Source organism: Massilia sp. Root418 (assembly GCF_001425265.1).
In the GTDB taxonomy this organism is placed as follows: Bacteria; Pseudomonadota; Gammaproteobacteria; order Burkholderiales; family Burkholderiaceae_D; genus Rugamonas.
In genome coordinates, this window is sequence record NZ_LMEC01000021.1 from 12,076 (window position 1) to 26,257 (window position 14,182).

Annotated in this window: 13 protein-coding genes; 8 read left to right on the forward strand and 5 right to left on the reverse strand. The window is 63.7% G+C overall.

The window, feature by feature from the left end; translation table 11 throughout:
• The first annotated feature begins 92 nt into the window (after nucleotides 1–92).
• Genes ASC94_RS18125 through ASC94_RS18145 form a run of 5 tightly spaced genes read left to right on the forward strand, consistent with a single transcriptional unit; the run spans nucleotide 93 to nucleotide 4,896 of the window.
• Nucleotides 93–1,202, forward strand: coding sequence for a homoserine O-acetyltransferase (locus ASC94_RS18125; RefSeq protein ID WP_056398197.1), 1,110 nt, complete (start codon nucleotides 93–95; stop codon nucleotides 1,200–1,202).
• A complete protein-coding gene (metW, locus tag ASC94_RS18130; RefSeq protein ID WP_056398200.1) occupies nucleotides 1,199–1,807 on the forward strand; it encodes a methionine biosynthesis protein MetW in 609 nt (202 codons plus the stop codon). Before ASC94_RS18125 ends, metW begins: the two co-directional genes overlap by 4 nt.
• Nucleotides 1,807–3,069: an AmpG family muropeptide MFS transporter gene (locus ASC94_RS18135; protein ID WP_056398202.1), complete on the forward strand. Its 1,263-nt coding sequence runs from the start codon at nucleotides 1,807–1,809 to the stop codon at nucleotides 3,067–3,069. Before metW ends, ASC94_RS18135 begins: the two co-directional genes overlap by 1 nt.
• Nucleotides 3,066–3,968 carry a M48 family metallopeptidase gene (locus ASC94_RS18140; RefSeq protein ID WP_056398205.1) on the forward strand — a complete coding sequence of 301 codons (903 nt, stop codon included), beginning with the start codon at nucleotides 3,066–3,068 and terminating at the stop codon, nucleotides 3,966–3,968. Before ASC94_RS18135 ends, ASC94_RS18140 begins: the two co-directional genes overlap by 4 nt.
• Nucleotide 3,969: 1 nt before the next feature.
• The gene (locus tag ASC94_RS18145) at nucleotides 3,970–4,896 is read left to right on the forward strand and encodes a pseudouridine synthase (RefSeq protein ID WP_056398209.1); all 927 of its coding nucleotides are present in this window, start codon (nucleotides 3,970–3,972) and stop codon (nucleotides 4,894–4,896) included.
• A gap of 6 nt (nucleotides 4,897–4,902) precedes the next feature.
• On the opposite strand, the gene ASC94_RS18150 is transcribed toward ASC94_RS18145, so the two are convergent.
• On the reverse strand, nucleotides 4,903–7,710 hold the full coding sequence (locus tag ASC94_RS18150; RefSeq protein WP_056398211.1) for an Ig-like domain-containing protein: 2,808 nt from the start codon (nucleotides 7,708–7,710) through the stop codon (nucleotides 4,903–4,905).
• Between the two features lie 86 nt (nucleotides 7,711–7,796).
• Nucleotides 7,797–8,570, reverse strand: coding sequence for an exodeoxyribonuclease III (locus tag ASC94_RS18155; protein ID WP_056398214.1), 774 nt, complete (start codon nucleotides 8,568–8,570; stop codon nucleotides 7,797–7,799).
• A 47-nt stretch (nucleotides 8,571–8,617) separates the two neighbouring features.
• Here ASC94_RS18155 and pyrE point away from each other — a divergent pair, with 47 nt between their 5' ends.
• The 3 genes from pyrE to ASC94_RS18170 all read left to right on the forward strand — a co-directional run bounded on the left by pyrE (nucleotide 8,618) and on the right by ASC94_RS18170 (nucleotide 10,609).
• A complete protein-coding gene (pyrE, locus tag ASC94_RS18160) occupies nucleotides 8,618–9,283 on the forward strand; it encodes an orotate phosphoribosyltransferase (protein ID WP_056398217.1) in 666 nt (221 codons plus the stop codon).
• Between the two features lie 97 nt (nucleotides 9,284–9,380).
• Nucleotides 9,381–9,752 (forward strand): hypothetical protein, encoded by a 372-nt coding sequence (locus tag ASC94_RS18165; RefSeq protein ID WP_056398225.1) that lies wholly within the window; start codon nucleotides 9,381–9,383, stop codon nucleotides 9,750–9,752.
• Nucleotides 9,752–10,609 (forward strand): alpha/beta fold hydrolase, encoded by an 858-nt coding sequence (locus ASC94_RS18170; protein ID WP_056398228.1) that lies wholly within the window; start codon nucleotides 9,752–9,754, stop codon nucleotides 10,607–10,609. The genes ASC94_RS18165 and ASC94_RS18170 overlap by 1 nt, the downstream gene beginning before the upstream one ends.
• 222 nt (nucleotides 10,610–10,831) lie before the next feature.
• On the opposite strand, the gene gatB is transcribed toward ASC94_RS18170, so the two are convergent.
• Genes gatB through gatC form a run of 3 tightly spaced genes read right to left on the reverse strand, consistent with a single transcriptional unit; the run spans nucleotide 10,832 to nucleotide 14,125 of the window.
• Entirely contained in the window at nucleotides 10,832–12,292 is a 1,461-nt protein-coding gene (gatB, locus tag ASC94_RS18175) for an Asp-tRNA(Asn)/Glu-tRNA(Gln) amidotransferase subunit GatB (protein WP_056398232.1), read from the reverse strand.
• A gap of 25 nt (nucleotides 12,293–12,317) precedes the next feature.
• Nucleotides 12,318–13,799 carry an Asp-tRNA(Asn)/Glu-tRNA(Gln) amidotransferase subunit GatA gene (gatA, locus tag ASC94_RS18180; protein ID WP_056399620.1) on the reverse strand — a complete coding sequence of 494 codons (1,482 nt, stop codon included), beginning with the start codon at nucleotides 13,797–13,799 and terminating at the stop codon, nucleotides 12,318–12,320.
• A 23-nt stretch (nucleotides 13,800–13,822) separates the two neighbouring features.
• Nucleotides 13,823–14,125, reverse strand: coding sequence for an Asp-tRNA(Asn)/Glu-tRNA(Gln) amidotransferase subunit GatC (gene gatC, locus ASC94_RS18185; RefSeq protein ID WP_056398235.1), 303 nt, complete (start codon nucleotides 14,123–14,125; stop codon nucleotides 13,823–13,825).
• Between the last annotated feature and the right edge of the window lie 57 nt (nucleotides 14,126–14,182).

Sequence of the window (14,182 nt, forward strand, 5' to 3'; positions counted from 1 at the left end):
TCGCGGTTCCGCATTGATTATTGGCCCGTGGGGCCGCGCAGTATTTATTCTGACCACCCATGCCTTCCATAGGAATCGTATCGCCGAAAACCATGCATTTCGCGGAGCCGCTGCAGCTGCAAAGCGGCGCGCAGCTGCGCGACTATATGCTCATGTATGAAACCTACGGCACCCTGAACGCGGACAAATCGAACGCGGTCCTGGTGTGCCACGCACTGAACGCCTCCCACCACGTGGCCGGCGTGTATGCCGACCAGCCCAAGAACGTGGGCTGGTGGGACAATATGGTCGGCCCCGGCAAGCCGCTCGACACCGACCGCTTCTTCGTCATCGGCGTCAACAACCTCGGCTCCTGCTTCGGCTCGACCGGCCCGATGCACAACAACCCGGCCACCGGCAAGCCCTACGGCGCCGCCTTCCCCGTGGTGACGGTGGAGGACTGGGTGGCCGCGCAGGCGCGCCTGGCCGACCAGCTGGGCATCGTGCAGTTCGCCGCCGTGATGGGCGGCTCGCTGGGCGGCATGCAGGCGCTGGCCTGGTCCATCATGCACCCGGACCGCCTGCGCCACTGCGTGGTGATCGCCTCCACGCCCAAGCTGTCGGCGCAGAACATCGCCTTCAACGACGTGGCGCGCACCGCCATCCTGACCGACCCGGACTACCGCGGCGGCGACTTCTACGAACACGGCGTGGTGCCCAGGAACGGGCTGAAAGTGGCGCGCATGATAGGCCACATCACCTATCTGTCGGACGACGACATGGCCGAGAAATTCGGCCGCAAGCTGCGCGGCGTGGAGGACTACAAGTTCGGCTTCGGCATCGATTTCGAAATCGAGTCCTACCTGCGCTACCAGGGCGACAAGTTCTCCGAGTACTTCGACGCCAACACCTATCTGCTCATTACCAAGGCGCTGGACTACTTCGACCCGGCGCGCCGCCACGGCGGCGACCTGGCCAAGACCCTGGCCGGCACCAAGGCCAAGTTCTTCCTGGCTTCCTTCACCACCGACTGGCGCTTTTCGCCGGAACGCAGCCGTGAAATCGTGCAGGCCCTGATCAGCAACCGGCGCGAAGTGACCTACGCCGAGATCGACGCGCCGCACGGCCACGACGCCTTCCTGCTGGAGGACGAGCGCTACATGAGCATGGTGCGCGCCTACTACGAGCGCGTCTGGAACGAACAGCAGAAGGAACTGGCATGACATTCGATGATTTGAGCAGCGCGCGGCCGGACCTGGCCTTCATCGCCCATTGGGTAGGGCAGGGCGCGCACGTGCTGGACGTGGGCTGCGGCGACGGCGTCATGATGGACTACCTGCAAAGCGACAAGCGCTGCAGCGGCTACGGCATCGAGATTGCCGACGACGAGGTGCTGGAGAGCACCCGGCGCGGCGTGCAGGTGATCCAGCAGGACATGGAGAACGGCCTGGGCCTGTTCGGCGACAATTCCTTCGACACCGTGCTGTGCCTGTCCTCGCTGCAGATGATGAAGCACGTGGAGCCGCTGCTGCGCGACATCGTGCGGGTTGGCAAGGAGGCCATCGTGTCCTTCCCCAACTTCGCCTACTGGCCGCACCGGGTGGCGCTGCTGAAGGGCCGCATGCCGGTGTCCGAGTCGCTGCCCTACGAGTGGTACGACACGCCCAACGTGCGCTGCGCCACCATCAGCGACTTCCGCGAGCTGGCCGAGGAGCTGGGCCTGGAAGTGATGGAGTGCGTGGCGCTGGCCGAAGGCAAGATCGTCACCGTGCTGCCCAACCTGCGCGGCGAGCTGGCCGTGTTCCGCCTGCGTAAAAAGGCCCACTGATGGCGCACGCCGGCCCGGACCCCAAGGACACGCCGGGCTGGCGCGCCTACTTCAACACGCGCGTGCTGGCGGTGCTGTTCCTGGGCTTCAGCTCGGGCCTGCCGCTGTACACCCTGCTGTACCTCACCCAGGCCTGGCTGGCCAAGTCTGGCCTGGGGCTGAAGGAGCTGGGCCTGTTCGCGGTGGTGATGTTCCCCTACACCTTCAAATTCCTGTGGGCGCCGTTCATGGACCGCTACACGCTGTGGCGCGCCCTCGGGCGCCGGCGCGGCTGGATGGCGCTGACCCAGCTGGGGCTGTTCCTGTGCATGGGCGCCATGGGCATGCTGGACCCGCGCGAACAGCTGGCGCTGGTGGCCGTCGCCGTGGTGGCGGTGGCTTTCCTCTCGGCCAGCCAGGACGTGGTGATCGACGCCTACCGGCGCGAAATCCTGTCCGACAGCGAACAGGGCCTGGGCGCGGCGGTCATCGTCAACGCCTACAAGGCGGCCAGCCTGGTGCCCAGCGCCATCGGCCTGGTGCTGGCCGACAGCCTGCCGTGGGCCACCGTGTTCTGGATCGTGGCCGCCTTCATGCTGCCCGGCCTGGCCTGCACCCTGCTGGCGAAGGAGCCGGCGGTGTACGGCGAGCCGCCGCGCAACCTGCAGCAAGCCATCGTGCTGCCGTTCCGCGAATTCATCCAGCGCGACGGCTGGCGCAAGGCGCTCCTGATTGTCGGCTTCATCCTGCTCTACAAGCTGGGCGACAGCATGGCCACCGCGCTGTCCACCAAGTTCTTCCTCGACCTGGGCTTTTCCACCAAGCAGATCGGCCTGGCGGCCAATGCCACCGGCTTGTGGGCCAGCCTGGCCGGCGGCGTCGTCGGCGGGGTGTGGATGGTCAAGCTGGGCATCAACCGCGCACTGTGGGTGTTCGGCGTGCTGCAGGCGGTGGCCATCCTGGGCTTCGCCTGGCTGGCCAAGGCCGGGCCGGACACCACCTTGCTGGCCGCCGTGTTCGGTTTTGAAGCCTTCGCCAGCCTGGGGCTGGGATCGGCCGCGCTGGTGGCCTTCATTTCGCGTTCCACCGACCCGCGCTACACTGCCACCCAGTACGCGCTGTTTTCCAGCCTGGCCGCCGTGCCGCGCACCTTCATCAACGCCTCCGTTGGGTTCGTTGTATCACAGACCGGCTGGTTTAATTTCTTTATACTGTGCTTCGTGCTGGCGGCGCCTGCGATGATGATGCTGCCTAAAATAGCCCCATGGAATAGTAGAAAATGAAATACCTGAACTTCAAACCCTTTGTGCTGGCGCTGGCCTTCTCCGGTTTCGGCCTGGGCGCCGGCCTGCCGGCCCTTGCTGCGGCCCCCGCGCCTGCGCAGGACGGCATCCCCGTCACCAGCATGTCCAGGCTGCGCGGCCTGGCCAGCGCCGAGGAATTCGACGCCCAGTCCAGGCAGCAATACTTGCAGCTGATGAGCGAAGCCCAGAAAAAGGGCGCGCTGGTGCCCGACAGCGACCCGCAGGTGGTGCGCCTGCGCGCCATCGCGCGCCGCATCGTACCCTTCGCCACGCGCTGGAACCCGGACGCGGCCAACTGGAAATGGCAGGTCAACCTGCTCGACGCGCCCACCGTGAACGCCTTCTGCATGCCCGGCGGCCGCATCGCCTTCTACAGCGGCATCCTCACCAAGCTGAACCTGACCGACGATGAAGTGGCCATGGTCATGGGCCACGAAATCGCCCACGCGCTGCGCGAACACGCGCGCGCGCAGGCCGGCAAGACCGCCACCACGTCCGCGCTGTCGCGCCTGGCGGGCGCCGGCCTGTCGGCATATTTCGGCGTCGATCCGCGCCTGGGCGAAGTGGGCAGCAGCGTGCTGACGCAGGGCCTGTCGCTGAAGTATTCGCGCGACGACGAGCGCGAGGCCGACCTGGTCGGCATGGACCTGGCGGCCCGCGCCGGCTACGATCCGCGCGCCGGCGAAGTGCTGTGGCAAAAGATGGGCCAGCAGAGTTCCGGCGCGCCGCCGGTGTTCATGTCCACCCACCCGGCGGGCAAGGAGCGCATCCAGCGCATGAAAGAATCGCTGCCGCTGGTGATGCCGGTGTACGCGCGCGCCAAGGGCGTGCAGCAGGCCTCGCTGCCGCCGTACCGCACCTCGCCCGCGCCGAACTGACATGCCGCCGCACGACAAGGCGCAGCGCCAGCCGGCGCTGCCGTTGCCGATCCGGGACGGGGTCGCCCCCAGCTATCTGTGGCTGCCGGAAGGGCAGTGGACCAATATGCTGGACTTCCTGGTGGAGCGCTACCCGGCCGTGAGCGCGGACGCGTGGCGCGAGCGCATGGCGCGCGGCGACGTGGTGGACGGCGAGGGCCGCCCGCTGCAGCCGTCCAGCCGCTACCGGCGCGGCCTGCGCATTTTCTATTACCGTGAGCTGGAGCAGGCCGAAACGCCGATTCCGTTCCAGGAAGAGATCCTGTTCCAGGACGAGCACCTGGTGGTGGTGGACAAGCCGCACTTCCTGCCCATGATACCCACCGGGCGCTTCCTGCACGAGACGCTGCTGGTGCGGCTGAAAAAGAAGCTGGACCTGCCCGAGCTCACGCCCATCCACCGCCTGGACCGCGAAACGGCCGGCGTGGTGGTGTTCTCGTCCAATATCGCCAGCCGCGGCGCGTTCCAGTCGCTGTTCCAGAAGCGCGAAGTGCAGAAGGAATACGAGGCGCTGGCACCGCGCCTGCACGGGCGCAGTTTTCCCTTCACCTACCGCAGCCGCATGGTCGATGGCGACAAGTTTTTCGTCATGAAGGAGGAGCAGGGCGAGCCGAACTCGGAAACCGTGATCGACGTGATCGAGCACGGCTACGCGGGCGGAGAGCACACCCTGTACCGGTTGTGGCCGCACACCGGGCGCAAGCACCAGCTGCGCCTGCATCTGGCCTCGCTCGGCATTCCCATCGTGAACGACGCCTTTTATCCGGTAGCCCTGCCGTGCAAGCAGGACGACGTGTCGCAGCCGCTCAAGCTGCTGGCGCGTTCCATCACTTTCCCCGATCCCGTGGGCGGCGGCATCCGCCACTACGAAAGCCGCCGCAGCCTGTAAGCCGCCTTAGAGCAGGCCGGCGATATTATCGACCTGGGGCGAGCCGACCATCATGATGACGTGCGCGTCGGTATTGACGTAGATGTTGTGCCAGCCCAGCAGTTCGCTGAGCAGGTTGAGGCCGAGGCCGAATATATTGTCCGAGTTGACTGCGCGCCAGCCGCTGGTGCCGGCCAGGTCGATATGCGCGCTGCTGGAGCCTTCGACGGTCAGCAGGCTGAAGCCCGAAATCAAGGACCCGGGCAGATCCAGCGCCGCCACGGCCGCCATGCTGCCCAGCGTGAGCGTAACGCCGCTGCCCAGCGCAATGTTCTCGAAGTTCTTGATCTGGCCTGCGGCGCTGGCCAGGTTGAGCGAATTGACCAGCATTAGCGTGTCGTCGCCGGCGCCGCCGTCGAGGTAGCCGGCCACGCCGCCCACCAGGCCCACGCCGTCGTTGCCCGCACCGGCCACCAGCACCGTGCTGGCGGTGGCGGTATAGGAGCCGCCGCTGCTGCTGCCGAACCAGGTCGGAAGCGTGTCCGGGACGTGCGGGTTATCCGCCACGTTGCCCGCCAGGTCGGCCACGCGCAGCGCAATCTTGCCGCTGTCGCCCAGCGCCACGCCGCTCACGCTCCAGGTGCCGTTGGCGGCCGTTGCCGCGCTCCAGTCGGTGCCGTTGAGCGAATACTGGATCACTTCGCCGCTCCGCAGCGTGCCCTGGTAGCTGCCGCTGATGGCGGTGGCGCCCTGGCTGAAACTGCCGGCGCTCAGCACGGCAGCTTCCGGTGCAACGCGGTCCACCGTCAGATTGATTGCCAGGCTGCCGGCGCTGCTTTCCTGGCCTGCGGTGTTGTACTGCTTGACCAGGATTTGGCCGGCCTCATAGCTGCCGTCGTTCGGAATGTCGAAGGTCACGTTGCCGCCGTCCGCATTGCGCTCATCGGAATAGCTTGCGCCGCCGTCCAGCGAATATTTCCAGTGGCTGGCGGTCATGCCGCTGACCGTGATGGTGCCGTTGCTGGTCACGCCGTCGCCGGCCGCGCCGGTGTCGGTGATGGCCAGCGTCGGCGCCAGCGGGATGGCCTGGCCTTCGCCGTTGATCAGGAAGCCCAGCAACTGGGTGTTGCCGGCGTAGGCATTATGCGCCAGGTCCTTGATCTCGCCGACGCTGTACACGCCGTAGCCCTTGCCGGCAGCCAGCGGCGTATGCAGCTTGATGGTCAGCACATGGGTTTCGCTGTCGTAGGACAGGTAGCTGTAGCTGGGGACTTCCTCGCCGGCTGGCGGCGGGGTTTCGAACGTGAGGTCCAGCACAGGATTGTCCTGGTCGTCCACGATGGCGATGCCGTCGCTGGACGACCAGTCGATGTCTTCGCTGAAGGTGAGCGTGATGGTCTGCAGGCCGGGATCGACCGCCGGGCCGTTGGCCGGGGACGTATTGGTGATGGCCGGTCCGGTGGTATCCACTGTCACCTCAAGCGCGGTGCCGGTGGTGGCGCCGCGCACGCCGGCGGCGTCGCTGGCATAGGCCACCAGCTGGTGCGTGCCTTCGGCAAGCGCATGTTCGGCATCGATGTCGATATCGATGCTGCCGCCGTACATGCCGAGGTCGTAGGCGGTCACCGTATGCGTGCCCACCACCTTCTCGCTGGCTTCGTCGTAGATCTTGATGATGTCGCCCGCCAGCAGGCCGGCCACGTGGCCGATGTCAAGGTGTACGGTCGGCGTGTCGTCCTTGGTCAGGCCGTCGTCCGTGTGCTGGCCGGTGTCGCTGCCTGCCTTCAGCGTCACGCTGGTTTCGGCCAGCGAGCCGGGTTTGCGCGTGTAGGTGACGGTATTCCAGTCGCCCGTGCCATAGTTGCCGGCGCCGTCTTTCACGGCGGACGGGTTGAGCGCCACGTCGCCACCCAGCAGGCCTTCGCTGCCCATGGTGACGATGGCGGTCCAGGTCTTGCCGTCGGCGGACGCTTCCAGGCCGCGCAGCAGGCTGTTGTGCTTGCCGAACGCGTCCAGCGTCAGGCCGGTCACTTTTTCCGAGAACACCACGGTCAGCGTGGCCGATTCGCCCACGCTCAGCGCTTCCTTGCTCAGCGAAATGCTGGAAATGACGGGGCCGGTGGTGTCGTAGGTGTAAGCCTGGCTCAGCGGCTCAGTGCTGACGCCCGCGCTGTTGCTCACGCGCGCGCGCAGCGTGCCGCTGGCGGCGATGGTGGCGTCGTAGCTCCAGTTGCCGCCGCTCACGGTGGCGCTGTGCCAGGTGGTGCCGTCGATCGACACTTCCACTTTTTCGCCGCTGTTGAGCGCGCCATTGATGGTGCCGCTGAAATGCTGGGCCGCGATATTGGTCACGAACGGGCCCTCGCTGCCCCAGCTGTACATGGACAGCGAATCGACCACGGCCGTCGGTGCCGGCACGGTTGCCGCGCCGACGGCGAAGTTCAGCTTGGTGGCGTCGGCCAGCCCGGCATAGCTCAGGTTCGATTCGCCCAGCAGCACGCCGCTGCCCATCTGCACACTGTAGCTGACCCCGGCTTTCAGGTCCGAGCTCAGGTTGATGGTCACCTGGCTGCCGCTGATCGTGACCTGGCTGGCGTCGGCGATGCTGATGGTGCGGGTGTCGGTCGCCCCCACCAGGCGCGTGTGCAGCAGGCCGTCGCGGCCCATATAGGTCTGCGTGGCGCCGTCGCTGATGGTGATATAGCCGCTGCCCGCATGCACCGCGCCGCTGAAGTTCAGCACGATATTGGCGCTGGCGCTGACGGCGCCGGAGTTGTCGGCAGGCGTGGCGGAGGTCAGCACCGGTGCGGTGGCCGTGGAGGTAGCGAGGGTCATAGGAATAGAAAAGGCAGAGGCAGGAGCGCTACCGTATAGTATCAATAAAGTAGCGCCACGGCATCATATTTTTCATATGAGAAATATCAATGCGGGTGATAGTCGATGATGAGCGGGGCGTGATCCGAGAAGCGCTCATCCTTGTAGATCGCCACCTGGTGCGCCTTGCTGGCGATGCCCTTGGTTGCCACGTGGTAGTCGATGCGCCAGCCCACGTTCTTCGCGTAGGCCTGGCCGCGGTTGCTCCACCAGGTATATTGTTCTTCGCGCTTGTCCAGGCCGCGGTGCACGTCCACAAAACCCACTTCGTCGAACACGCGGGTCAGCCATGCGCGTTCTTCGGGCAGGAAGCCGGAGTTCTTCTTGTTGCCTTTCCAGTTCTTCAGGTCGATCTCGTGGTGCGCGATATTCCAGTCGCCGCAGATCACCACTTCGCGGCCTTCCGCGTGCAGCGCCTTCAGGTGCTCGATGAAAGACTCCATGAAGCGGAACTTGGCTTCCTGGCGCTCCGGGCCGGACGAGCCGGAAGGGCAGTACACGGAAATCACCGTCAGCGGGCCGAAATCGCAGCGCACGTAGCGGCCTTCCGCGTCGAACTCCGGATTGCCGAAGCCTATCATCACCGCATCCGGCGCGATCTTGCTATAAATGCCAGTACCGGAATAACCTTTCTTCTCCGCGTAGTGGAAGTGTCCATGGTAGCCGCCGGGGTTCAGGAACTCGGGCGTCATATCGGTGGCGACGGCTTTTAGCTCCTGTACGCAGACGAAGTCGGCATCTTGCGTTGCCATCCAGTTGAAGAAGCCTTTGGTGGCGGCGGAACGGATACCGTTCAGATTTGCGGAAATGATTTTTGGCATAGAGGCACAGGGATTAAAATACAGGCACTTACCACTTACGAGGCAATATGAAAAATTTACGGCAAGAGTTTATCGCGTTTTCCGTGGCAACGGGAGTTTTGCGCTTTGGCGAGTTCACCACCAAGGCAGGGCGCCAGTCGCCGTATTTCTTCAACGCCGGCCTGTTCCACGAAGGCGCCACGCTGGCCCAGCTGGCCCAGTTCTACGCGCAGACCCTGCTGGATTCCGGCGTCGAGTTCGACATGTTGTTCGGTCCCGCCTACAAAGGCATCACCCTGGCGTCCGCCACGGCGGTGGCGCTGGCCGGCAAGGGCCGCAACACCTCGTTCGCCTTCAACCGCAAGGAAGCCAAGGACCACGGCGAGGGCGGCACCATCGTTGGCGCCAAGCTCCAGGGCAAGGTCGTCATCATTGACGACGTGATCTCCGCCGGCACCTCGGTGCGCGAATCGGTGGCCATGATACGCGCCGCCGGCGCCGAACCGGCTGCCGTGCTGATCGCCCTGGACCGCATGGAGCGCGGCGCCAAGGATGGCGTGATGTCGGACCTGTCGGCGGTGCAGGAAGTGGCGCAGACCTATGGCATCCCGGTCATCTCCATTGGCAACCTGGACGACCTGTTCACCTATCTGTCCGGCGCGGCGGCCGACCCGGCGCTGCAGCAATACAAGGAAAAAGTGGCGGCCTACCGCGCCCAGTACGGCGTGGCCTGAATATGGAAGAGCGCTGCGCAGGGGCGCGGCGCTCACCTGCCGGTGAGCCTATGCTAGACTGTATTTTCTTTGCTGTAACATTGACGCAGGAGCAACAATGAATATCGCAACACTGAAAGTATATGGCGACGCCGGCGCGCTGGCCGACGTCCGCGACGGCCTGCCGGCCGAGCCGGACAGTGACTGGGAGAAGGGCGATGTGCGGCCGGATGGCCGGGTGCGCATCGATTCCGGCTTTTACGTCAACCTGGCCACCGACAAAAATCCCATGGCCTTGCTCAAGCAAGTGCACGGTTTCCTGATGGAATGCCAGGCGCGTGGCATTTCGTTCAACGCACCGAATATCGAGGCGGAACTGCGCATCGCCTATGTCTGCGATCCCGCACCGGGCTCGCCGACACTGGATTTCTCATTGGCGGAATTGACGCTGCTGATAGAAATGGGCATCACCCTCAGCATTACCTCCTGATGCGTTTCTCCGAAGACCGGCTGGCGCGTTTTAAAGGACGGGACGCAGCCGAGCGCACCATCCACATATGGGAGCCTTCCCAGCCGCGCGCCGTCATCATGGCGCTGCATGGCGCCCTGGCGCATGCGGGCGATTATGTCACGCCGGCCCTGTATTTCCGCAACCACGGTATCGCCACCGCCAGTTTCGATATGTGCGGACATGACGGAAAGCGTCGCGCCGATATTCCCGATTTCGATATTTTCCTGGACGAGGCCGAATTATTCCTGGCCTGGGTGAAGAAGAATTATCCCGACCTGCCGATATTTGTCATGGGCCATTCCATGGGGGCGCTGATTGCCACCCGGTTCGGCCTGGAACGCTTGCGGCGCAGTGATGAAGTGCAGGGCTTTATTCTTTCTTCTCCTTATTATGTTAACGCGGTGAAGATCTCGCCGCTGCTCCAGAAAATGTCGGGCCTGCTGGCGCGGCTGCTGCCGGAAATGAAAGTGCCGCTGGCTTCTTTCACCGATGTGTTAACGCATGATGCCGCTATTACCGCGCGCCATCACGTTGATGAAAGCGATGGCACGCGCGCCACGGAATTAACCGTGCGTTTCGGCCATGCGCTGGCCGAGGCGCAAAAAGGCTTGGCCGAGAAAATGTCCGGCTGGCGCCATCCGATATTTGCAGTGGTGGCCGGCGACGATAAACTGGCGGATGCCCAAGCGGCTGAAGCCATGCTGATGGCGATAGACAGCAACCTGCTGCGCTACAGTTATCAGCTGAAGAATTACCACGAGAATTTCAACGAGACAAACCGCGAAGCAATCTTCGCCGATATCCTCGCCTGGATGCAGCCTCGCATCGGTTCCTGAATCTCTTAGCAGTAAACGGCCCTAAATGGCGGTTTTCGGCCAGTTCATGCCAGATGTTGGCGCGATCGTGCTCATAGATGGCGGGTTACGCTGCGCTAACCCGCCCTACGTGTGCTACGTGAAGGCATCCGTAGGGCGGGTTAGGCGCAAGCCGTAACCCGCCGCGCGCCGCCAATAAAAAAGGCGCCCGAAGGCGCCTTATCACATGACCGCTGAAAGATATCAGCCGGCCAGTTTCTTCTTCAACAGCTCCGTCAGCTGCGCCGGATTGGCTTTACCCTTGGATGCTTTCATGGCCTGGCCAATCAGCGCATTAATTGCCGCTTCCTTGCCTGCTCGATATTGCTCCACCGATTTCTCGTTGGCCGCCAATACATCGTTAACGATGGCTTCCAGCGCGCCGGTATCCGAGATTTGTTTCAAGCCCTTGGCGTCGATAATCGCGTCCACCAGGTTTTCATCGGCCGAATTGGCTTCCCACATGGCGCCGAAAATTTCCTTGGCGATCTTGTTGGAAATAGTGCCGTCCGCGATACGCTTCAGCATGGCGGCCAATTGCTCCGGCTTGACCGGTGCAGCGCCGATGTCGGTATTTTCGCGATTCAAGGTAGAAGAAACATCACCCATCAGCCAGTTGGCGGCGGCTTTTGCATTTTCCTTGCCGGCTTTTGCCACCACGGCTTCAAAATACAGCGCCATGGCTTTGGACGAAGTCAACACAAGTGCATCGTATTCCGGCAGCGCGTATTCTTCGATAAAGCGCGTGCGCATTACGCCCGGCAATTCCGGCATGTCCGCTTTAACGCGCGAAATCCAGTCTTCCGAAATCGCCAGCGGCGGCAGATCCGGGTCAGGGAAATAACGGTAATCCTGCGCGTCTTCCTTGCTGCGCATCTGGCGGGTTTCTTTTTTATCCGGATCGTACAAGCGGGTGGCCTGCACTACGCTGCCGCCGTCTTCGATCAATTCGATCTGGCGGCGTACTTCAACGTGAACCGCCTCTTCAATAAAGCGGAAGGAGTTCAGGTTTTTAATTTCGCAGCGGGTGCCGAATTCGGTGGCGCCTTTTGGACGCACGGACACGTTAATATCGCAGCGGAAAGAACCTTCCTGCATATTGCCGTCGCAAACGCCCAGCCACATCACCAGGCCGTGCAGCGCCTTGCAATAAGCTACCGCTTCGGCCGCGCTGCGGATTTCCGGCTCGGACACGATCTCCAGCAGAGGGGTGCCTGCGCGGTTCAGGTCGATGCCCGACATGCCGTGGTAGTCCTCGTGCAGCGACTTGCCAGCGTCCTCTTCGAGGTGGGCGCGGGTCAGGTTGACGGTCTTGGTGACGAACTTGCCGTCCTTTTCGTAACCGAAGGTCAGCGAACCGCCCTGGACCACCGGATCCTCGAACTGGCTGATCTGATAACCTTTCGGCAAGTCCGGGTAGAAGTAGTTCTTGCGCGCGAAGATGGACTGCGGCGCAATCTTGCCGCCCACGGCCAGGCCGAAGCGGATGGCGCGGTCCACGGCCATTTTGTTCATCACCGGCAGCACGCCGGGCAGCGCCAGGTCCACCGGGCTGGCTTGCGTGTTCGGCTCGGCGCCGAACTTGATCGGCGAGCCGCTGAAAATTTTCGATTCGGTAGTGAGTTGCACGTGGTTCTCAATACCGATGACGACTTCCCATTCCATGTTTCTGTTCTCTCTGTATAAGGGATTAGATGCCGCTCGGGGCTTGCTTGTGCCACTCGGTTGCTTGCTGGAACTGGTGTGCCACGTTCAGCAGCTTGGCTTCCGCGAAATAGTTGCCGATGATCTGCAGGCCGACCGGGCGCTTGCCGTTCTTGTCGCCCTGGCCGAAGCCGCAGGGAATGGACATGCCGGGCAGGCCGGCCAGGCTGGTGGACAGGGTGTAGATGTCGGCCAGGTAGTTGGCCACCGGGTCGGACTTGGAGCCCAGGTCCCAGGCCACGGTGGGGGCCACCGGCCCCATGATCACGTCGCATACCGCATCCGGGCCGTTCAGCACCGCTTCGAAGTCCTGCGCGATCAAGCGGCGGATACGCTGCGCCTTCAGGTAGTAGGCGTCGTAGTAGCCGTGGCACAGCACGTAGGTGCCCACCATGATGCGGCGCTGCACTTCCGGGCCGAAGCCTTCGGCGCGGGTCTTCTTGTACATGTCCTGCAAGTCCTTGTAGCCGTCGGCGCGGTGGCCGAAGCGTACGCCGTCGAAGCGCGACAGGTTGGACGAGGCTTCCGCAGGGGCGATCATGTAGTAGGCGGGGATGGACAGGGCGGTGTTGGGCAGCGAAATGTCGACCAGGCTGGCGCCCAGTTCCACGTATTTCGCCAGCGCGGCGCGTACGGCCGCTTCCACGTCGGCTGCCAGGCCTTCGCCGAAGTACTCTTTCGGCACGCCGATGCGCAGGCCGGCTAGCGGCTGGTTCAGGTCACGCGAGAAATCTTCTTCCACGCCGCCCTGCTCGGGCGTCAGGCTGGTGGAGTCGCGCTCGTCGAAGCCGGCCATGGCGTTCAGCAGCAGGGCGCAGTCTTCAGCGGTCTGGGCCATCGGGCCGCCCTGGTCGAGCGAGGAGGCGAACGCGATCATGCCGAAGCGCGACACACGGCCGTAGGTCGGCTTGATGCCGGTGATGCCGCAGAAGGCGGCCGGCTGGCGGATCGAGCCGCCGGTGTCGGTGCCGGTCACGCCCGGCGCCAGGCGCGCGGCCACGGCGGCGGCGGACCCGCCCGAGGAGCCGCCCGGCACGGCCGCGTGGTCCCAGGGGTTTTTCACAGGGCCGAAGGCCGAGTTTTCATTGGCCGAGCCCATGGCGAATTCGTCGCAGTTCAGCTTGCCCAGCGTGACCATGCCGGCCGCGTTGAACTTCTGCACCACGGTGGCGTCGAAGGGGCTGACGTAGTTGGCCAGCATTTTCGAGCCGGCGGTGGAGCGCCAGCCCTGGGTGACGAAGATGTCCTTGTGCGCGATCGGCACGCCGGTCAGCGGAGTGGCGGTGCCGGCGGCGATGCGCGCGTCCGCTTCGGCCGCTTGCGCCAGCGTCAGCGCGCGGTCCACGTGCAGGAAGGCGTTCAGCTCGCTTTTCTCGATGCGGTCCAGGAAATGCGTCGCCAATTCAGTGGCGGAAATGTCTTTGTTCTGCAGGAGCGTGGACAGCTCCTTAATGGTTTTGGTATGCATGGACATTATTTCTTAATCAATCACTAATCAATTACTTTGGGTACCAGATACAGGCCGTCTTCGGTCTTCGGCGCCACTTTCTGATAGTGCTCTCGTCGGTTTGGCTCGGTAGCCACGTCCTCGCGCAGGCGCAGGGCGATGTTGTTCATATGGGCCGCCAGCGGGTGGCTCAGCGGCGCAACGCCGGCGGTGTCCACGGCCTGCATCTGCTCGGCCAGCGCGAAAATACCGTTCAGCTGGTCCAGGGCGGTTCCCGCCTGGGTTTCGCTCATTTCCAGTTGTGCCAGGTTGGCGATGCGTTTTACGTCGGATAGTGTCAGGGACATGGCGAGAAGCGCGGCGGACCGCGCGGTTGTAGTATTGATAAAGAACTTGTAATTCCG

Coding starts and splice junctions, on each gene's coding strand:
- metW (WP_056398200.1), top strand. CDS start 1,199: ATGACATTCGATGATTTGAGCAGCGCGCGGCCGGACCTGGCCTTCATC.
- pyrE (WP_056398217.1), top strand. CDS start 8,618: ATGAAAAATTTACGGCAAGAGTTTATCGCGTTTTCCGTGGCAACGGGA.
- ASC94_RS18165 (WP_056398225.1), top strand. CDS start 9,381: ATGAATATCGCAACACTGAAAGTATATGGCGACGCCGGCGCGCTGGCC.
- ASC94_RS18170 (WP_056398228.1), top strand. CDS start 9,752: ATGCGTTTCTCCGAAGACCGGCTGGCGCGTTTTAAAGGACGGGACGCA.
- ASC94_RS18150 (WP_056398211.1), bottom strand. CDS start 7,710: ATGACCCTCGCTACCTCCACGGCCACCGCACCGGTGCTGACCTCCGCC.
- ASC94_RS18155 (WP_056398214.1), bottom strand. CDS start 8,570: ATGCCAAAAATCATTTCCGCAAATCTGAACGGTATCCGTTCCGCCGCC.
- ASC94_RS18125 (WP_056398197.1), top strand. CDS start 93: ATGCATTTCGCGGAGCCGCTGCAGCTGCAAAGCGGCGCGCAGCTGCGC.
- gatC (WP_056398235.1), bottom strand. CDS start 14,125: ATGTCCCTGACACTATCCGACGTAAAACGCATCGCCAACCTGGCACAA.
- ASC94_RS18140 (WP_056398205.1), top strand. CDS start 3,066: ATGAAATACCTGAACTTCAAACCCTTTGTGCTGGCGCTGGCCTTCTCC.
- gatA (WP_056399620.1), bottom strand. CDS start 13,799: ATGCATACCAAAACCATTAAGGAGCTGTCCACGCTCCTGCAGAACAAA.
- ASC94_RS18145 (WP_056398209.1), top strand. CDS start 3,970: ATGCCGCCGCACGACAAGGCGCAGCGCCAGCCGGCGCTGCCGTTGCCG.
- gatB (WP_056398232.1), bottom strand. CDS start 12,292: ATGGAATGGGAAGTCGTCATCGGTATTGAGAACCACGTGCAACTCACT.
- ASC94_RS18135 (WP_056398202.1), top strand. CDS start 1,807: ATGGCGCACGCCGGCCCGGACCCCAAGGACACGCCGGGCTGGCGCGCC.